Source organism: Pseudoalteromonas sp. MMG010, assembly GCF_018100905.1.
Classification (GTDB): domain Bacteria; phylum Pseudomonadota; class Gammaproteobacteria; order Enterobacterales; family Alteromonadaceae; genus Pseudoalteromonas.
The window spans coordinates 103,782-125,796 of sequence record NZ_JAGJEG010000005.1 but is presented as its reverse complement, the minus strand read 5'-3'; the positions used below and the strand labels follow the sequence as shown (position 1 = coordinate 125,796).

10 protein-coding genes are annotated in these 22,015 nt (G+C 35.9%); 2 read left to right on the top strand and 8 right to left on the bottom strand.

The window, feature by feature from the left end:
- Positions 1–232 precede the first annotated feature (232 nt).
- Genes J8L70_RS07550 through J8L70_RS07520 form a run of 7 tightly spaced genes read right to left on the bottom strand, consistent with a single transcriptional unit; the run spans position 233 to position 18,968 of the window.
- On the bottom strand, positions 233–4,342 hold the full coding sequence (locus tag J8L70_RS07550; RefSeq protein ID WP_211054932.1) for a poly-gamma-glutamate synthase PgsB: 4,110 nt from the start codon (positions 4,340–4,342) through the stop codon (positions 233–235).
- On the bottom strand, positions 4,329–8,642 hold the full coding sequence (locus J8L70_RS07545) for a hypothetical protein (RefSeq protein ID WP_211054931.1): 4,314 nt from the start codon (positions 8,640–8,642) through the stop codon (positions 4,329–4,331). Before J8L70_RS07545 ends, J8L70_RS07550 begins: the two co-directional genes overlap by 14 nt.
- Entirely contained in the window at positions 8,624–9,406 is a 783-nt protein-coding gene (locus J8L70_RS07540; RefSeq protein WP_211054930.1) for a hypothetical protein, read from the bottom strand. Before J8L70_RS07540 ends, J8L70_RS07545 begins: the two co-directional genes overlap by 19 nt.
- Positions 9,390–11,663 (bottom strand): hypothetical protein, encoded by a 2,274-nt coding sequence (locus J8L70_RS07535; RefSeq protein WP_211054929.1) that lies wholly within the window; start codon positions 11,661–11,663, stop codon positions 9,390–9,392. Before J8L70_RS07535 ends, J8L70_RS07540 begins: the two co-directional genes overlap by 17 nt.
- Positions 11,650–14,766: a poly-gamma-glutamate biosynthesis protein PgsC/CapC gene (locus J8L70_RS07530; protein WP_211054928.1), complete on the bottom strand. Its 3,117-nt coding sequence runs from the start codon at positions 14,764–14,766 to the stop codon at positions 11,650–11,652. Before J8L70_RS07530 ends, J8L70_RS07535 begins: the two co-directional genes overlap by 14 nt.
- A complete protein-coding gene (locus tag J8L70_RS07525; protein ID WP_211054927.1) occupies positions 14,766–16,730 on the bottom strand; it encodes a CHASE2 domain-containing protein in 1,965 nt (654 codons plus the stop codon). The genes J8L70_RS07530 and J8L70_RS07525 overlap by 1 nt, the downstream gene beginning before the upstream one ends.
- Before the next feature lie 21 nt (positions 16,731–16,751).
- Positions 16,752–18,968 carry a CapA family protein gene (locus tag J8L70_RS07520; protein WP_211054926.1) on the bottom strand — a complete coding sequence of 739 codons (2,217 nt, stop codon included), beginning with the start codon at positions 18,966–18,968 and terminating at the stop codon, positions 16,752–16,754.
- Positions 18,969–19,240: 272 nt separating this feature from the next.
- On the opposite strand from J8L70_RS07520, the gene tyrR reads away from it, so the two are divergent.
- Positions 19,241–20,797, top strand: a complete 1,557-nt coding sequence (tyrR, locus tag J8L70_RS07515) for a transcriptional regulator TyrR (protein ID WP_211054925.1) — start codon at positions 19,241–19,243, stop codon at positions 20,795–20,797.
- A gap of 13 nt (positions 20,798–20,810) precedes the next feature.
- On the opposite strand, the gene J8L70_RS07510 is transcribed toward tyrR, so the two are convergent.
- Positions 20,811–21,305 (bottom strand): hypothetical protein, encoded by a 495-nt coding sequence (locus J8L70_RS07510; RefSeq protein ID WP_211054924.1) that lies wholly within the window; start codon positions 21,303–21,305, stop codon positions 20,811–20,813.
- 105 nt (positions 21,306–21,410) lie between these two features.
- Between J8L70_RS07510 and J8L70_RS07505 the strand changes: the two genes are divergently transcribed.
- Positions 21,411–21,953 (top strand): thioesterase family protein, encoded by a 543-nt coding sequence (locus J8L70_RS07505; RefSeq protein ID WP_211054923.1) that lies wholly within the window; start codon positions 21,411–21,413, stop codon positions 21,951–21,953.
- Positions 21,954–22,015 lie beyond the last annotated feature (62 nt).

The window sequence follows — 22,015 nt, the reverse complement described above, 5'->3', positions numbered from 1 at the left end:
GTACTATTATGTGGTTTTATTTGTTTGTGGTCAAATTTGAAACAAAGATTTATTTTGATAAATTAACTTAAAATATAAAGTCATTTACATAAGTTGTTGTTTTTAATTTACTTTGTTTTGTTATTTAGCGTGAGGGCGTGTTTTAACTTTTTTTGTTTTTTTTATTAAAAAAATGATAGGTAGTACTTATGTTTATATTAAGTTATCTACCTATCATCCAAACTAATTACCTCTAATCAATTGGGTTGTTATCCTTTTTATTATTTAATGACAACCAACCTGGTTTTTGATTTCGATTTAACTTTGCAAGTACTTCAATTGCCTTTTCAAGTGTGATCCTTTGCTGTGCAATATCTTGATATACTTGATTAGCAACCTTTTTACGCTTTATAGCGGCCCCAGCCTCTAAAAAAGACTCTATGACTTGGGTAATGAATCGAGTAAACACATTACTTGTGCTGTTTTTATATGTACTAGATTGCTTACTTTTAGTTAAAGCTATTTTTTCAGAAATTTTTAATATCTCTGTTTGGCTAAATTCATTTTGCGCATGAGTGGCTTTTTTTATTTCATCTATGGAGTCACTAATAAAGTTAACGCCGAGTAAACTATAGTTCGATACTAAACTGAGTTTTAATAGCTGTTTTTTAAATTCGTGGCTGCTACTTTGTGGGTTCAAAAGCGTTTCTACACTTTGATAAACATCCTGCCATTGTTGCCATGTATACACATAGTTTAAGCCAACACCTTTAATATTTTGCATTCCAACCACCACTTGATGGCAATGAGGTGTGGCTAAATCGACAATACGTGATGTCAGTTCATCGGGGTTGATATTGGTTTCTTCAACGAGTACCACTTTTGATTTTATAAATGCTAATAACAGCGCTGTTATGACGTCTTTATTTGAGAGTAAATCATCTTCTAATATTTTTATCTGTTGTGAATAATTATAATGCTCAAGCTTTTGCGCTAGGGCATTGTAGCGTACGGTAGTTAAATTTGGCGCATGTTGTTTCAATACTGTGTGTGGCTGGGTACTCTCTAGTAGCTCGTTAACTAAAACATCACTGTCGATGTCGGGAAGTGCGTAATTATAAATAGCTCTGAGCTGTTGTTTGTCAATTAATTGCAATTGATTACACAGAACTGAAAATTCTTGAGAATCATTATTCACTAATATTTTTTCGATTCTTTTTTCTACTGCTTGTAAATAATAACTATAAAATCCGTCAATATTTGTCCCAATCACCACCATTTTATCAAATGGAAGATCATGCGCGAGTATTTGTGCGAACACCTTTGAGCGAGAAACACGGTCGTTACGGTTATTAATTAATGCAATAATTTGCTTGTCTGGTTGATTACTAAGTGAAAATAAATCCAGTCTGCGCCAGTTTTCTAATGTCGCTAAGCGTTCATTAGCAGACATACTATTAACAAAGGAGATCGAGCTATCTTCTATTTTTGCTGCATTAAAGTGCTGTAAAACACCAATGTCAGGGACAATACGTTTCGCTGTTTCTTTAAACACATAGTCTTTGTTAATACCAATATGCTCAGCCATTTTACAAACTAAAGCGATATTGTCAGGGTGTTCTTCATAAGGATATAGTGCACGTATATCAGAAGTGATTTGAAACCCATCTCCCCAGTGAACTTGAATAAGATTACTTTGTTTTTGATGAGCATCGAGTTCGAGTATGGGAGCCATATTTTGCTCAGACGTAAATACTAAACTTTTAGGAGGGATGAAATTAGCCATTTCGCTGGCAACATCGACCCCAGTTGGCCCTAAAATATCTTCATGATCGGGGTAGGCATTCGTAATGGTTGAAAAGTTATCTTGCATCCATGTTCTTAATATTTTCACATACCGAGGCGTCAACCCCATACATTCCCATAGAAAAACATCGGCTTTAACATTTTTAGCAAAATGCAATACATCACTTTGCTCCCAAATTGTGGCTTTATCAAATGGCCTAAATATGGGGATTTCAAATTGTTCACCATTGGAGCGGGCATAAATTAATGTTGCCTCACAACCGGTTGTTTTTGTAACAGACTTTAACGCAAGACTACTAAATAAAGCGGCTTTTAAACGTTCTGTACCTGATTTACCACGTGTGCCCCAGCCCCCGATGCTGACAGGAATATGCTTTCTATCATTGCGAATCCGGCGACTAGCATGAATATGGCGGCCCCAAAAGTATAAAATAAAAGCGGTAACAAAAAAGACTAATTGCCCGATTGTATTTTGATAAATTGAATACAAATACTCTTTAAAACTGAGCCAAATATTTGCTATTAAAGGGGTGATGCTCAAACGTTGATATAAAGCAGATATTGATGATTCAACCGGAAAAGAACTATTGAGTTGATCGCCATAACTATTAAAAGTAAATTTAAAACCTTGCCCTTTAAGTTCCTCTAAGTAATGGGTTTGTTCTATTGCATTACTTTTTCTTAAGGCATCTAAGCGTGCGTAGTTCATCGATAACCAAAAATATACTTTTAATCTTTTTAATGTCGATTTAGGGGGGGTAACGCAAAGTATCCCATCGGGAGTATAAGTTTTAGCATCCCCTTTTATATTGTCTTGGCTTAATACCGATAAAAGAAAATCAAGTAAAGGCAGGTGTGTGCGAGTACTAAATTCCTCACTATGAAAGAATGGTTCACCGGGTACATTTGTCTCACTGATTTCAGCAACCGTAGAGCTAGGTACATGCATGAATGCAGATGGTTTTCTTGCTTTAATATGGTTATAACTTTGACGTTTATCAGAGCTTGGATTACGCCATTCATGCCAAAAACGCCATAGTCTAAAACCAAATTGATAACCGTGAGTAATGTGCCAATGTTTGCTATTGCTGCTGACGTTAAATCCACTGTGTTGCTGTGCTTTACGACTTAAAATACGACCTAACAGTTGCTCATCGATAATTGATTTTGACATCGTCATTTGCGAGTCAGTCAATAATGCACTATCGAATTCAGCCATATGGTTTTGATGCATAAAGCAAAATAACTGCTCGCGAGTGCGAGTGATGATACGTTTAACAGCAAGGTTTTTCTCATGTTCGAGTTGATCATTTAATATGGTGATATATTGATTAAATATTAATTCATAATCTTCAGACTCAACCTGTTGGTTAAACATGATCCGGGTGCTCAATTCAAGCAGCAAACGTTTTATTTCAAAGCATTCATTACTTTGTAGGGCACTTTTCCAAGAGTTAAAAGCAACATTGTCTTGGGTTAATTTTGCTAATGTTAGTTGCTTAAAAATAGTAAAGCGAACCGCGTCTTCTTTTTCTGTTTGAAGCCCAAAATGTAGTAACTGGACTAAAAACTTAAAACTATAATGGATAGCTTGTTCATACACACTTTGCCTTACTCTATCAAAAGGGTGCTGTGCTAATTGGAGTAATATTTGCTCAGTACTGCTTGTTAGCTGCGGTGTTTTAGTTAAAATGGCAGGAAAAGCACTCAGTAAAAAAAGTAATTTTGAGTGGGTATGGGGGGTTAATGTGTGTTCTGTACTTAATTCTATTTGCGTTTGAATATACCCTTGGATAAAAGTCGGCCTTTGTAATACTAAAATCTCGAGGATATCGATTTTGGCATCGTGAGGGGTTTGTTCTAATTCAAGAGATAAAACCAAACTCGCAATTAGATCTGCACTTAGTTCTGGTGCAATATCGAGCGAGTACATTAACTGAACTTGATTTGCTAAAGCGCGATATAGGCCATTACGCAGGTGATCATTATCCGATTTATCTAAAAGTTGGCTGATAAAGTTTTCTAAGTCCAACTTAATCCACGCATCTTCAGCTTTTGTTGCGTGATTTTTAATATAGTTATTCGTTAAATCACCTAATTTGCCTATTAAGAACTTAAGAGTCTGCTCAATTTCGGCGACGGAATCTTGGTAGCGATTAATTACCGCGCCTTCGTCAAACCAACGGTTGAATGCGAGTTTATCCTCTTTTAATTCTTCTGCTGTCGCCCCAAGCTGTTTAGCATAATCGAGAATATGAAATTCACGCTCAGCTTTAATTTCACCATGACTTAAGCGTTTTATAAATAATAAATAATCAGTATCAAGCTTTTCAATTTTTTGTTGTTTTGTTTCTATTTCATACCGTAAAAAAGCAATTGTCTGTAAAAGTAACCATGCATTTTCATCTTCATCCTCGGGCATATCTTGAATCAAATCCCAAGCGGCAATGTCGTTGACTAACTGACTATATTTTTTTCGATAAAGATCTAACCAAAAACTAGAAATATCAGAAAATAAAATCTTTTCTAGTTGGTTTTTTAAATCATCTTTGGTCATTGTTATACTGCTCTAAAAAGTGATTAAATTGTAATGAGGGAAAAATAATTTCATTATCAGCAAAAGGAGCAAAACCTGTTCTTGAAATGTTTCCCGTAGAAAATTCCAGGCCAATATTATGACTATTATGAAACCAGTTTTGGTCCCAGCTTAATTTCAACCATCCTTGAGAAAAGTTACCTAACCAAACTTGCTTCTGCCAAGATAAACCCGAAATATACTGCCAAGTATCTATTGCTCTATCATCATCGGCAAAAAGATAAGCGCTGGTTAAACCTGCTTTAAAGATGTGGCCATGATAAAACTGATTCCACGATGTTGAAAAGCTAATATTATCAAGGCTAGTCCAGTCTTCATTAGAAGTACTTGCTACACCAAATTCTAAGTAGTTATCAACCCAAGGTTGGTAGCGGTAATTATATTCTCCCTGCCAGCCTGAGCGATGATCATCACGATAAAAATTATAAATATCAGAGTTTAATTTATCATCGAGTAAGTAATCAGTGAGATCCGCACTACTATAATTGTAAAATGGGCTCACTTGCCATTGATGACGATGAGTCGAGTTTATTTGCCAAATTTGTCCCGCTTCTAAATAGGTATAGGCTGAGCGTTGGCTCTTATTACCTTCATTAGCATATTGCCAAGTCGTTTGCAGTGCTGCGTTAAAGTACCAAGGTGTTTGGTGATCTCGCCATTTATAATAACCATCTACAGAAACGACGTCAGTTTGTTGATTGCTCAGTGATTGAGCGATATCTACACGATACCAGTGCTCGTTATAATTTAAACGAAAGCGGGCTCCAAAATCGATGTTTTCTTTAGTTGCAATGCCTTCAGCTGATTCAAAAATACCTTGGCGGTCATAACCGACAAAGGCTTGCCAATTTAACTCTTCGGGTTTTAATGTCGCATTGCTTTGTGTGTACTGTTCGCCCTTAGGTGCTTTATAAACAATTTTATCGGCAAACTTAAGCGTAGGTTGCTTAAAAGTAGATATCTTTGAATTAAATTCACTTAACTGCCACTGATATAGGCGCACATGCGTTAATTTATCTGTTTTAATTTCCACTTTACCCGCAGGGTGTATAAAACGTTGCTCAGTACGTTGCATCGATTGAGTGCCGTTTTTTCTTACTTGTTCTAATTTGATAAACCGATCAGCACTTAAATTAACTGTCACGGGCTGCGCTTTAGTTGCAGTGTAAAATAATAGCTTGTTAGGTAGCTGTAATTTCTCCCAGTGGCCCTTAATATATTGCTCGGCACTGACGGTTAATGTTTGCGAAAGGTAAGGGTTTAACCAGCGCATAGATAACACATTGTTTTTGAGTTCAGTTTTATTAAAACCAAATTGACTTGTTTGATTGTGCGGTACAGACCATGTTGAATTTGATGAACCTGTATTGATAGCGACATTGGCGACACTTTTTTGTGACAGCTCTGCTGCAGAGAAATTAAAATTTAATCTTATTTGTGTTGATCGCGTTTGTGTTAAATCAATATTAAGTTCATGAAAAGGTCTCAGTAAAATACCTTGTTCAGCATGTTTTACTGTACTACTTCGTACAAGTTGATCACTATAGCTGGCCATTTCTATGGCATCGACATTGATTAATTGTGTACCAGCGAAGTCATTATACTGTGGGATAGAAACCCATTCACCATAGCTGGTTATACGTGAGTAAAGGGTACCAAGAAGTGCTGAAATAGGGGTTACTTCGGTACGAGAAAGTAGTTGAGTATATTCATTTATGCTCAATTTTTTTTGCGATAATTTGTACAGGGCATCAGTCAATATATCGTGCAAACTAACATCATGGCTATATAGTAATGCCATAAAATCGTGTGTAACTAAGTTATTCGCAGCGCTATTTTTATAAGTAAATTGCTCGCTTTGATATTCAGGGATAACCGTATAAGTAACAAATGTTGTTTGGTTACTCTTAAGTACAATACGCTCACCAGGTTGCAACGTTAATAGCGCATCGGCTGCAATGGATAAGCTTTCTTTTGTCTCATTCAGTGCTGTATTTGATGCAATATCAGCATAAATAGGTAATAACTTATTTTGTTGTTTACTCTTTGCGTAAAGCCAAGCCATTTTATATTGCCCGTTTTGTACGCTTTTTGTTCGTGCTCGAAGTGAAATTGTCAGTGGCGCAGTACCAGCTTCAATAACCAAGGGTTGATTTTCTGCTATTTTAACTGCGGAATAAGCATTTTCTGAGCTGGTTAAAAGTTGACTCGCTACATACTGTGCAGAATACTCGCTTTTAAGCGGGGCACTTGGGGCAAAATTACGCCAATTTAGTTGGCTAAATCCAACTGCGTTATTTGCTTGCGCTGAAAAGTCATGTGAAAGCCATAAAGCCAGCAAATTTTTATTCTGTTTTAAGGCAATTTGAATTATTACATTTGGACATTGTGTTAATAAAGTATAAGCACTGGCACATAAACCTAGCATTAAATTATCTTGCTGTAAGTGTTGGTATTGTGTGATTAACGAGCTGGCAGCATACTGTTTAATTTTATGATTTTGGCTGCTTTTAAATAATCCCTCTAAATAACTTTTTGCCAGTAACCCTTTATTTTGTTTTTGTAATAGTTGTATACGCAGCTTCCAAGCTTTTATTGATAGTTCAGTTGTAGGTGCATTTACTAGGTGTTTAAGTTTTAATAATGCGTTTATCGGATCTGATTTTGCTAAATATTCTACTTGTCCTAATTTATGCAAAAAGGTCATTGTGCTCATTTTTTTATCATTAGAGGGTAAAGCCTCTCGATTTACATTATATGGCGTAATGCTTGCTAAATACTCCTCACTTAATTGCGTTAATTTTGAGGTAAGTAGCTGTTTTAAAAGCGGACTTTTTTTAATAAGCGGATAGGGCTGCGAATATAAAAGCTCATTATTTGGCAGATCTGTTAATTCCCGAAAGCTGATTGCATACGAAACAGGTTGTGATTGCGGGTTTAAATTTGTAATTGTTATTTGTTTTTCATTGATTGCTATCGGGAGTGTAAATGTTAAAAAATTAGTATTGTGCTTTAACGATAATGTCCACGTTTGATGAGTGGTACTAATAAGTAATTGGCTATCAGAGTGGCTTTGAGCAAATAGCGTCAGCGTTGGTGAAACGTTATTGATATGTGAAATATCAAATGTATGACTATTATTTGTAAGCTCGATGATATTGCCATAATGTGACGTTAATCTAGGGTATAAAGTATCATCGACTAAACGCAATTGTGAAAGGCTATTAAAATGTTTAATAGTATGGTTTATAACCTGGTTATTTTCAGTTCCGTTAGGAGTTAAAAAACTATTTTTCGATACTGTTGAAAGGATATTCTGGTATCGTTTTTGTGCTAGCGGATCGTTATCTACAAAGACTCGCGTATCAAGTGGCGATAAATCATGATCAAAATAAATTTTGCTTAATGTATTGTCTAAATTATTATTCCAGTAGGGTTGATAAAGTGCCTCTTGCTGTTTTTCCATAACACTTGAGTCATAAATCCCTCTGTGACTTTGCTCTATTTTTATATATGCATCAGTTTGGCTAGTGAGGGTTAAATATTCGCCCTTAGCAACAGCTAAATACTCATTATTTACAATACCAATTTGTTGTTTAAATTCGGCTGCTCTACTCACTGGGGTGGCTATTATGGCACTGAGCTTTTTATCTAAATAAGCATATACCTTACCGGTATCATCAAATTGCGTTAAATCTTTGCGCACTGATATTTTTATTTTTCGTGCATGTTGAAAAAATAATGTAACGCTTTCACCTTTATTGAAATGGTAATAATGCTCCACTTTTTGGCCGTATTGCAGGCGGGTCACTTCTCTAGGTAGTTTTAGCGTGCGGCGAAAACTATCTCGGTGTTGGATATTTTCTCCAACCATAAGTTGAATCTTGCTTGTTTGCTCTTTTTTATTATTAAAAACAACAACACGGTTGTAATCCGTAGCAGCTAATTGGCATTGTGATTGCTGACAATTAAAATCATTGAGCAAAGTTACCTTCTGCAGGGCTTGCTCGCTCCGGCCGATTGCAATATCAAATATATTGAACGCTTCTTTATTAATTTCTAACCATTGTGAGTTTGCCAACCATAGCGTACGACTTTGGTTTGGTGAAAAATGCATAACATCCTGTGTTTCTTTCACCTTTAACGCAGCCGTTTCATTTAGCCATTTTGGTGATTGGCGTACAAACTCAGCGTTGGCAAAAGCACTTGAATGGCTTAAAAGCAATGTAATGAAAGTTATAATTATGAAAGCGTGACGCATTGGCTAAATTTACTCATAAAATTAGGTTCAGAGGTTAAGCGTTTTCTCAAAGAGTAGCTTAACTCGATATGAAAAAAAGTACTGTTTGTTGGCGCGACAATATTTAAAATGTTTTTCGTTGCGCCTAATTCTTTAACCTGATTTGGATAAAGTAGGCTGTTTAAATTTAAGTCTGAATTTAAACAATTTGCTACTGCTTGTAATGTTCTTGATGGCGCTTTTATCCCTTGACTCAAAATAACATCTGCATTTTTAGCTGCATGAGTTTTACGTTTATTCGCATCAAACCCATGTATTTGATATATAAAAAAATGCTCTACTGTTTTACTATAAGCCATTAAAAACGCATTGGCAGCACTGTTTTGATAGCTTGCTAAATCTATTTTTAGATTGTTATTATCCGTTTTTTTTCTGTGCAGTGTATTGGCAATTAATACATTACACTGGGAGTTAAATAGACTGCTTGCAATTTTATAAGTAAGTTTGTCAAAAAAACGATGCGGCGCAAATGAAACGCACTGTTTATTTTTTGTTTGCAGCTTAAATTCCCCACCACTTACCACTGAGCTATCGGCTATTAAAGTACGGGTAACTTGTTCTTTAAAACCTTGTATGGGTTGTTTATCTTCAGCATGCTTCAACCACTGAGAAAACTGTAGTTGCAGCGTACGATATTCAATGCTTGGTGATGAGTTCTCGGCAGCAACAGGCGTGCTGCAGACAAAACATAAAAATGAAAAAAGTAGTTTATTGGTTATCTTCATTCCACCACCTTATTTTTTGCTCTTCAGTAGCATATTCTTCTAATACAGTGATCCAAATATCAGTTTGGCTGAGGATAGAAACACTTTTAAGGTTTTTGATATCAGCATTTATCGTTTTAGTAAGTGCAGGGTAGGTATGTAATAAACTATCTTGCGGATGAACTAAAAATGCGTCAATTTCCTTACTTGGGAATAAACGGTAATGGCTATTTGTAATACTATATTCTTGCGTTAAGCCTTTGACATAATTAGCGTTCAGCGAAACATCTAAGTTAATTAATTGATTAGCTTGATGTGAATAGGCCTTTAGCACAAGACTTAAAGGCTGATCGTTGGCAAACGTGACATTTAGCGGCTTATTTGCAGATAGCTTATAAACACGTTGCTTTACCCAAGGTCGTTTACCTTGCCAGTTTTGATATACAAACGGCGCATCACTTTTTATTTCACTGAGTTGAGATGCTGTTGCGTTATCTAAACTGAGCTCTTTTGCCGAGTGCTTTTGTTGTTTAACAATGACAGAAGCTTGGGTTGTATTTTCAACATTAGAGATAGCGTTTATAAGCGAGGTGCTATCAATTAAACCATAATTAAATACCGTGGCAGGTTTGATAGGTTGATAATACCGAGAGGGGCTATTTACTAATGCTGTATTTGAAATCGCTAACTGCTCAAATAATTCACGCGAATGATAAAACGTCTCCCTTGTTTGTATTTCATCGGGCTCTAAAAAAGAACGGATTTTAATTAACTGCTCTTGTTCATTAAAAGTGTAATGGTTATTTGCTTGTTGCTCAAACCATGCTGCAATATCAAATAAATCATCAGAGCTGGGGCATTCTTTATCACAAATAGTGCGCTGATAATTAAAGTTACTTTTTCTGCTCTTCATTCTCACTAAAACAGGTTTATTTGATTGAATGATAACCTTGTGAGCTTCACTTTCTGTACGCAAATAAAATGTTTGTACTTTTCCTACTAATTGCCTTTGAGTCGTATCATCAATTAAACGGTCAAAATGAGATAATTGACCGTTATAAAATAAATTATATCGTTCGATTTCTAGTCCATTTTTATCAAGTATAATGACATTGGTTTTATTATTCTCAAGTGAACGTAATTCAATATTTAAGTGAGTATTTTGATCAATAGTGTATTCGGCAGATAACTCGTTGTTAATTTGATAATAACTATCTTGACTCGTTAGCACCGGTAACTCCGAGGCGAACTTAAAGTTACTGAGCAATGGTGTATCTGAGCAAATAGTGACTAAACCTGGCTGTAAACGCTCAGTCTGAAATATATTGTCAGTGTTAATAATATTAAAATCGACGAGCCTTGGTTTTTCTATTTGGTTTTTATCATACCAAGTAAGCGTCGGCTTATTTTGTGTATGACTAATTGTAAATTTTAAGCTATCCGCTTGTGCTAATGAAATACTGGCACAAAGATTTTCATCTGTATAATAATCACCTAACTTTAACTGTTGCTGTGAAAAGTCATAAGTTGTGACGTTATAGGGTAAAGTTTCGTACAGTGTATCCGTTCTAAAATCAACGTCAGGGATACCTTGTGGTGCCATCTTAAACCATGAAAAAGTAACGGCATTACTAATTTCGTCAGCGGATAATGCATTTAATCCTATATTTAGGTAATTAGTTGCTCTTTCACGTCGATCAACCGGTAGCTTTAGCCAAGCGGCTTCTGGCTCGGTGATATCATTAAGCGTTTTACCATGTACTCTGACGACGACTCCGCTTAACAAAGGCTGTTCTGATATTAATTTTAAAGAAATAGCGCTTGCAGATTTTAATAGTTTTTCAGATAAATAAAATGATTGGCCCGATGCGACATTTAACGCATTACGGTTTTCGATTATTTGTTTGATTTGATATTCGTTATCACTGGGCGTTAACTTTGACGCATGATGGTAAATGTTTTCAGCAATTTTGTTATTATCACTATCAAGTAATGTGTATTGAATTGCATATTGTACGGGTTCTTCAAACTGCATTTTCTCAGAAAAAATAGCATTAGATAATACACGAATAGAACGAGTTCGAGTGGATGAAAAAACAAAAGTGAGTGACTTGTCTGTGCTGAGCCATTGTACATTTGAACGAGTTTCTTCCTCGGCTCTTGCACTCACTCTCTCTGCTGATTGTAACCAAATATAAACCCGCATAGCGGCGATACTAACAACCGTCAGAATTAGCAATGCTATAAAAAGCTTAAACAAGCGCTTAATTAATAACATAATCACCTCTGCGCATTTTGCTAGCAAACTCTTCACTATCTGTTAAATGATTTGTTAAAGGATTAAAAATAGCGAGTAACTTACCTTGCGCCTTTATTACTAGCGCGTATGTTCCTTGCCCCTCTAATTGAATTGTTTGTAATGAGCAAGACTTATAATTTTCACAGATAGACAAAAGCGAGCCGACTCTTTGTGTCGTTGCATAGTTATTAATGATTTCTTTGAGTTGATCTTTTTGCATTGTATTGAGTGATTGCCAGCTATCGGGAGATAATGTACTAGGGTTAAAAGAAACAATGTCAGGAGTATTAGAAACCGCTAACAGACGCTGTATTAAGCTTGATTTATTTATCGAGAAATTTTCTTTAAAGTCAGATGCTAACCATAAAGTGGCTAGTTCACTGTAAGGTGAAAATATTTGATAACCTGATTGTGGTGATGTGCCTAATTCAAGTCCTCTTGTCGATTTTTGCCCGGCAACTAATTCGTAATTGACCGATAAATCTTCTAGACCTTGCTCTAAATCTGTTAAAAGGTGGTTATGTTCAGGGTTGATTTGTGTAAATTGAAAAGCAAGAGCCGATGGTCTCACCCACGAAGGCGCACTGTGACTTCTAACTTGTAAATTTAACACCGGTGTATCTTTTAAAAACCTTAAATAACTTTGGTGAATAACATTAAAAAGAGAGTTTACGTTGTGTGGTGCTAACAGGTTTGCTTCTTCTTGTGCATACGGATGTGCACCGGCAATTAATAAGTGTTCGGCATTGGTACTTAAATATAGTTGCCCGGCAAAACGTAACGTATTACTTTCGAAAATGGGTCTGGGTACTTCAAGGTTAATTTTTGAACCTATATTTAAATTAAATAGGTATAACCCTTGTCCTTTCTTATAAGCATTGGGATTATCTTGAGGAGCAATTAACAAAAAGCGACCTTGTTTGTTTTGCACTAAGGTCAATTGGTAGCCAGTAAGCTGTAAAGTGCTATTGACCTGGTTTAATTGATTTTTAACACTTTCACTCAACTCATTATTATCAAGCTGTCTTTTAATGCGATAAAGAGGCACGAGAATTTCAAACTCCCACAGTGCGGCATCATTTAACGTAAGGGGGGTGTAATCACCACTTCCTTTTGTTGTTATATGGTATGAAAAATCTTGTATTATTTTCTCAATCGGTTCAGACGAAACGTTGATAGGGTAAAGCGCGCTTGAATTTTTTTGCTGATTTAAATTGGCCAGTAAAGAGACATAATTATCACTATTTAAAAATAGCTCAAACATAGCTCCTGTGAATGTTTTACTCGGCAAACTGTGTGGCGTAGCTACGCCAAAAAAGGTTTCTTCACTGCCTAATAAGTTCGCAATAGCACGTTGGCTTAGCTTATCTGGAAGCTGATTATAAATCCAATACTGACTTTGAACTAATGGGTGCTTTTGTTGCAGGACGGTATTCGTTTTTGTATTACTTTCTCTTACTTGAAATAATTCGTTCGTGTTTAAAGCTTCAATAAATGCTAAATAAAACGGGCTTTGAGTATTGTTATCATTAAGCTCTAGGGTCGGTGTTAAACTGGTACCGAACACTAAGGCTTTTGCGTTGTAATGCGAATAGATAAGCCCTGCTGAATCACTGGCAATACTTTCAGAGGTAGGGTAGGGAACTGATACAACAAATTGTGTGTTCGGTTTTCTCGCAATAACAAAGAAACCACGTTGCGAGTCCTTACGTGTATCTCTGATATAAATATTGTTTTCATCAAATAATAATTGAAATTGAACCTGTGCAAGCTTTTCGCCTACTTTTTGTAGTACCGGCTCTGAATTAGGGGCTTTATTTAATTCATAAATAGCTTGTTTGAAAATCACTCTATTTTGACTGGATTGATAACTGCTAATATCAATTTTGGTATTATCTTTTATGTATAGAAAGCTTTTGTACTCACTAATTTGTTGAGATAATGATGTGACAGTTTTATTTTGTGTGATTGATTGCTCGTCAGTGCCTGTAAACAATGAGGGGATGAACATGACAAAAAAACCGATAACTATTGCTAACGAACCACCGAGCACAGATGTTTGAAATGTCGCTCTGACGACTAGGCCTAAGGCATTTTTTTGATATATTTTTAATGCTAACAATGTTGCAAGCATATAACCAAAAGCAAATGTATCAGTGACTTTTATTTGCGGGAAATAATATATGACGCCGTAGTTTAAAATGAGCTTATAAATAAACCCGATATTAAAGAAGAGCAATAGTAATCGGGCCCCTTCAATATTCGCATGTTTTAAACGAGTAAAATTAAGTAACGATGCTCCAATTATTAATATGATTGCGGTTTCTGCGAATGAAGTCAGTAGCTTACTTGGTTGCATCAGTTGTAAAGCAAGTAAGGCAGGCAGCATAATCCCATTAAACTCCCAGCCATACTTTAAGTTGGCACGCGATGCTATAAATGCGGTGATAACTAAGATTATATACGCTTTAGGGGCCGCTATAATAGATACAGCTACGTCTTCATACATAATTGCTAAGTTGGCTATACTAAAGTTGGTGAAGCCCATTAAGATAAAACGCACGATTAAAAAGGTAACCAATAGCTGAATTAGCGTGACTTTCATTCCATAGCGGAAACCACCATTCCACATCACATTTGCAGTCAGGGCAATAATGACTAAACCAAGAGAGTAAAGTTGTGAAGAGTAATCAAAAGTAATGTCCCAGCTACTTAAGAAGGTTGCTACAAATGGCCAAAAAAGAGTGTCCATTAGTACTCGTACCAAAATGCTTATTAAGATTATGGCAAAAAACCGATCTCGGCCAAACATTTCAGCGTAACCAAACTTTTCCATGGCATACTTTGCGCTTAAGCGCATAAGAACATAGACCACGATTGCTTCAATTAATATAACAACCGCTGATGTTGGACTAACGATTAAAAGCGGAACAATGTATCCCGGTACAACCAAGCCTGTTAAAGGAAAGCCAAAACGTAAATTTAAAAAGCAAACAACGGCAACCCCAACCCAAACGGTTGTTATAACTGATTGGCCTAATCCTCCGCCCGCTGGGAAAAAATTAAGGATTAAATCACCCATTAAATGTTTTCCCTTGTTTTAGCTTTTTGTTGGTCACAAATAAAGTCGCATAATTTATCGGTATGAGGTAATTCGTCAATAAAAAATGCAAGATCGATAAACTCGAACGAAATACCCGCTATTTGAAAAGGGTCACCAGATGCACTTTGCATTTGGTTAATACCAATTGAACGAACATTTAAAATATAAATTGTGCCATCTAAGTTTGCTTCAAAGTAGCTTTCGGCTTTATTTAAAGTGATATACCTTAGTTTCCCTTTTGCTTCTTCAACCCCTAGCTCTGTGGTTTGACACAATAAATCCAATGCAGACATTTCAAAAACGGGTAGTTGATGCTTAAGGGCTAGTTTTTCAAGTGACTTATTAATTTGCACCAATTGACCAAATAAATTAAATTGAACGGTTGCTGAGCGTATATGATTAAACATGTGCTCTAAGGTGCTTAATTTTTGCTCCATTTCAGCTATTGAAGCCTTTGCCTGTTGGCTTAATGGCTCTTTTATTCTTAAGGTTAATAGCTTAGTAAACCAGCCTTGAGCTTCTTTTTCTTGTGTTTCATAAATGCGGTAATGAAATAGTAACTCACCTACTTGCGATGCGAATAAATTCACGTTTTTCTCAAACGCTTGCTCATTAAACTTCTCTGACGTAATTACCGTCATGGCCCAAAAACCACGCACATCCCCTGCATAAATTAACGGAACTATGTATTGAACTTCATTTTCACCGATCGTTTTGAAAAACTGTCGTTCGATTTTAATAACCCCATAGACCTTAAGTGCTTCTGAATAAGGGGCACGTTTATAATCTCGACGCATTTCTTTGATATCTTTTATATCGCAGTTTATTGATCTGACTTCGCTGAGACGGTGATCGCCTTCTTTTCGAGCAAGGAAAATTGATTTATTTAAATCTAACTGTTGATTGATTAAGTGTATAATTGAATCCCAAGGCGAGCTTTGTTTAATAAATGACTTAGGTAAATACCGCCCCACCATTTTTTGTTGGATGTTGCCAATTATATTTACAAGTTCACTGTCTTCATTCAGTTTTCTAACAAATACCACCCATAATAAACAAATAAAGTTCAGCAAACAAAGTTGGCCTAAAGGTATAAATAATTGCTGTATCGTTAAAATAAAGTAACCAATGCCACCTAGAATTAATGTAAGGCTAAAGGCAAGCAGTAAACTATTGTATATTGATGTTTTTTGATAAAAAAACAGAAGTATAATTGCCAGCAATAATTGCACAATAGTACTTTGCCAAAGAGGGAGTATTTCGACAGCCGATTGTTTTAATAATGTATCGGCAGTATATGCGAGCAAATAAAGGTTGTTTGTACTTTCATCTAATTTTGGAATATTTAAATTTGCGCCAAAGCCTGCATCTTTTTGTCCAACAATAACGATTTTATTTTGGAGCTGGCCTGTTAAGATATCTTGTTCAAGTAACCTTTTAGAAGAAAACTTAGGTAAAGCGCTTGGCGCTAATGAAAAGTTGATTAATTGCTCAGAGTCAAATTCATATTGCGGAAAAATCATAGGCCAAATTGATTGGCATAAACTCTTTGTTTGATTTGTTAGGACGATATTGTAGTTAGACCAACTCTCTAATTTTAATAAACATTGATTTGAAGATGGGTGAGGGTAATATACATTTTCGGCTTTACTTTTCGCTACACGAAATAAAGGTTCATTACTAACTATAATAATATCGCGTGGTGAGTAATTTAAAAGTTCATCGACAATGTGGTTATGTTGTTGAGTTAAAAAATCACTTTCAATTAATACAACATCGCTCTTTTGAGAGTGACTGAAACCTGCCAGTGTCGTATAGAAATAGGCGTTTGCACTTCTAAATAATGATAGTGAATTGCTAATAACAATTATTGCAAACAGAATAAAAATAAACCAACCAGTTTGTTGTCTTTTCAATAGAGATAATTGTTGTTTAAAATTCACTATTTTACTCGCTAAAAGGTTTTAATTTAATGTACTGAATGTTAAGCGTAACTTAACCGTACTATCAGATTGCAAATGCATAAAATCAAAACCGTGCATTTTTTCGGTTTGCCATTGCTCATTGGTAAGCGAAATAGGCTGTTGCCATGAAATCATTGCGATATCATCAAGCATTAAAGTGCCCTCTGATGATTCAGGTGAAAAATGACGAAAAGCGAGTTTTATTCCGCGCGGAGGAAGTGAATCAGGGCCTAATGTTGTCTCATCTGATGGAAGAGAAAAATCATGTTGGAATGCTTGCCAGTCATGTGTTCCTGCATTTTCGATATCTACATATTGAGTTGAAAATTCAAGGTTATCTTCAGCGGTTGTATACACTATCTCAGCATCAAGTTTACCAGCGTTATCGGCTTTACTATAACCGAGTAAACTAAAGTCTTTAAACACTTCATCATTACCTGCATCATCTTGCAATTCCATGGTACGAATCGTTTGTTTAAAAGAAATGAATGAAGGTTGGTTAGAAAATTGTGTACGAGTAGAGCATAGTGCTTGTTCTCCTGTACGTACATCGCTAACACATAGCGCAATACTATCTGCGCTATGATCCCAACGTGCAACCTCAAGTTGCTCATTATCATTATCCCAATCTTCAAAATCACCAAAAATCATCATGTCTCGTCCCAGTTTTATATTACTAGGGATTGTTCCTTCAATTAATTCTACTTTAGATAAAAAGGCTTTACTTGTTGGTGCGTAGTTACGTAAATCAACTAAAGTTTGATCACTTTGCAAGGTGATTTCTACAGAATTAGTGCTGACTGTGGCTTTATTTTTTTCAAAGTATACTTTTGCGTAACCCTCTTTAGGTATCAAAGTAATATTATCATCAGACAGTTCGGCTAAGCGACGCAATAAATAATCGCTTAAAAAGCCCCGTGTAAAGCGAGGTTGATATTCTTCAATATATATTGGATAAGCGTATGTATTTGCAATGCTTTTAGTGTCTGCATCGACGGTCGTCATGACCGCTACACCCAGCAGGGTCTCAAGGCGATTTTGATCAAAAACAAAGTTCCCTAAACCTAAAATAGCTGGGACATTATTATATACCGCAAAACCTTGAGCAATATGAGGGTGATGAGCAATCAATAAATCTGTATTTTGCTGTGATAGTGCTTCAAAACGCCCTTCAATATAGCTTGTCGGCGCATAGCTGTATTCATTGCCGCCATGCATTTGAGCAATTACAAAGTCACTACTTTGCTTTGCTTGCTCTAGGGATGCATCGACCAAAGCAGTCTCAGTTAAATCAGCCGCTCCGCCTTTATTTTCACCAGTAACATAGGTAATTTCATGTTCTATTCCAGTAATTGATGTTGCTGAAAATAAACCCAGTTTTAATGTACCCACATCTATATATTCAGGTTGATATGCACTAGCAATATCTACCCCTGCGCCACTGTAAGCGAGATCAGCTTGCTCGACTTCAAGTAATGTATCTTCTAAGCCATCTTCTAAAAAGTCATATACGTGATTATTGCCAAGAGCTATATAATCAACACCAATAGACTTAATACCATTTAAGGTATCAGAGAGTGAAAAAAAGCTAAATTCTTTGCTCGGGTGAAGGGTTTGAGGGGTATCTGTGATTGGAGACTCTAAATTGACCGATGCAAAATCAGCTGCTTGGAAAAACGAGGAGACATAGTGTGTGAGTGCTTGCGCATCTTCACTTGCTGTTGCAGGTCGTATTAAAGCGTCTTCTACATCAGGGATATCCGTTGTCATTGTTGTTAAAGATGGATCTAAAAAGCGACGCCCGAACATGGTATCACCTGCAAACAATAGACTGCTTTGAGTACTCGACTTGCTTTGAATAGTAAGATTATATGCAAACGCATTGTCATTTATTAATAGGGTGCTCGTATATGGAAGGTAACTGCTACTTTCGATAAATACACTATGATTTCCATAGCTAATATCACTAAGATTAACGACCCCATTTTCATTTGTTGTAAATTGCTGATCAGCTAACTGAATTGATACTCCGGAAACCGGTTGTAACGATTCATTATTAATAGTGATAGTCCCTGAATATGAAGTTGCGATTAGTTCGCTTTTTAATTGGGCATTTGTTTTTTGTGATTCTGTTTCACTAACAACTGTTGAGTCTTCTACGTTACAACCAATCAAAGAGTAAGCTAATACAAAAATAACAACGTTCTTACAATTCATTTATTCGAACACCTTTAATGATTAAATTCAGGGTTTTAACATTTTACATACAATTGATTATAAATACATTCAACTTGAAAAGATAATACTTTCTTATTGTTTATATTCATCAAGGAGGAAGTGAGTTATGTAATAATGTTTTTTTTATAATTAAGTTAATTATTTTTTATTAGTTAGTGTTTTATGACAATAACATTTTGTCCAAAAATCTTTACGGTTTACTAATTGTTAGCGTATTATCAGAGGTATAATTTCCTTTAGTTGGTTATAACATGCGTTTAGACATTCATTGTGCTGATAGAATTGGCATTGCTCAAGAAATACTAAATATATTAGTAAATTACCAAGTCGATTTAAAAGGGATTGAGGTTGATTCACATAATAGTCGGATGTATGTCAGTTTCCCTGAAATTGAGTTTGAACAATTTCAAAAAATAATGCCATCTATTCGATTAATTGATGGTGTTGAAGATGTTAGAACGACCCCTTTTTTACCTTCTGAACGTGAACATAATGAACTTAATACGCTATTAAGTGCACTCCCTGATGGGGTTATTTCAATCGATGCCAAAGGGTATGTCAGGCTATGTAATGATGCCGCTTGTCGTGATTTGCAACTAACTAATAAGGAAGTGCTTGGCGATAATATTAATAATTTATTAAAAGGGTTTAACTTTACTCGATGGTTAGAAAGTAAAGAGGTTTTAGGGCAAACCACTCGGGTAAACGTTGCTGGGGAAGACTTTATTGCTGATATTTTACCTATTTCTGTACCTCAAGGGGGGGAAGGAGACGTGCTTGCCGGTGCGGTTATTAATATCAAATCGCAAAGCCGTTTGGGGCAGCAGGTGAGTGCATTTAGACGCTATGGCCAAGAAAGCTTTGCGACGATTCATAATTTTAGTACCGCGATGCGTCGAGTGGTGCGTGAAGCGCGTAAAATGTCACAGTTAGAAGCACCTATTTTAATTACTGGGGAAACAGGCACAGGTAAAGAACTTTTAGCCCGCGCGTGCCATTATGCATCAAGTCGCTCGGTAAAACCTTTTATTGCATTATCTTGTGCGTCTTTACCTGATGACGTTGCTGAATCTGAATTATTTGGCTATGCCGGTTATGAAGATAATATCTCGCCAAAGCGGGGGGTATTAGAGCAAGCAGACGGGGGAACGGTTTTTTTAGATGAGGTAGGTGAAATGTCTACCCAACTACAAACCAAACTATTGCGTTTTTTACAAGATGGTACATTTAGAAAAGTCGGCGATGAAAACGAAGTTAAAGTGAATGTTCGGATAATTGCTGCAACACAAAAAGATTTACCAGCGATGGTGCAAGAAGGGATATTTAGGGAAGACTTGTATTACCGAATTAATGTACTAACGCTTGAAATTGCGCCACTAAGAGATAGGCAAGCCGATATAGGCCCTTTAGCTGAGCATTTTATTCAAAAATATGCACAACAAAACGGGCATGTAACTCCTGCTTTATCTCCACAGTGTTTAGCATTTTTACAACAATACCCTTGGCCTGGGAATGTTAGACAGCTAGAGAATGCAATTTATCGAGCTGTTTCATTATTGGACGATGATCAATTATGTGTTGAACATTTACAGTTACCAACATTTACCCATGATTTAGGGTATTTAGAATCTGACTTTGAAGGGTCATTAGAGCAAGCTATGAAGCGTTTTGAAGCGACGTTACTACGTAAATTATACCCCGCTTACCCAAGCTCACGACAATTATCAAAACGATTAGGCCTCAGTCATACTGCGGTGGCAAACAAGTTACGAGATTACGGTATCAATAGAAAAACAGTAAAGGTTTAATCTTTTAAGGGAGCTATTTTTTAGTTCCCATGTTTTTCGTTACCCCGTTAATTGCTATGTTTTGTATACCCTGTTTATCAAAATTAATCACAATACTTGCGTTACTTCGAGTAAAAAAATAACTGCGCTCATTTAAGTTTATAACGTAATCTCCTTTTACTGGTTCATTAAATTTTTGTTTTTTAAGGGTAACGGTGTGCTCACCTATATGCCATTCAAACGACTCAATAAACCCATTATTAAATTCTTGTACCCAAACCTGACTATCATCTTTTGATAAAGTAATAGCAACTGAGTAAGAATCGGGCAGTTGTGACATGTTGTAGCTTTTATCGGCAATAGTAAATTGTTTGCTTTGCTCATCCCACGCAAAACCAAATTTAAATTGCTTTTGTATACCAGTAGGATAAGTGATCACACCTTTTCCTGGTAAATTAAAACTGGCTAGAGTGTTATGGCTAAATAAACAAAAACCAATAGTAACAATACAATGCAGTATATATTTCATAATGACTTATTTTTATAATTTTGGAATATGAGAGTAAAACAGAGTTTTTATCTAAGCAAGTTGGCGTGTTACACTTAATGAAATATTACTGCTAAGACCCTCACTGTGAATTTATATTTTCGTCTTATTTTGTTATTTTTTAAAATTAAACGTAATAAAGTGCTTCAACCTTTATTAGACACTATTGATATTGAATACAAAGCATTACCTAGTGATTGCGATATAAATATGCATTTAACCAACTCTCGTTATTTGGCGATGATGGATTTATCTCGTACTTGGATGACTGAGCGAGTAGGGCTGCTACAGCCAATTATAAAACGCCGCTGGTTTCCTATTGTGAATGCAACAGCCATTACTTATATTCGTGATATTAAACCATTACAGCGCTTTACCATTAGCACACGCTTAGTAGGTTGGGATCATAAGTATTTTTACATAGAGCAGAAATTTCAATCTGAGCGAGGTTTACACGCGATTGCCTATGTTAGAGGTGTTTTTAAGACAAAAAAATCTGTGATTAGTGTAAAGCAAATGCTTGAAGTGGCAGGGTATGAAGGTGAAACACCTAGCTTGCCAAGTGAAGTGATGCATTGGAAAGCAATGCTAGAACAAAAAAAACGAAGTAACTTACCGGCCAATAGTTAACAGTACCGGTTTGTTTTAATTAAATAAAAGCGTGTGTTAATTACTAACACACGCTTTTTTAT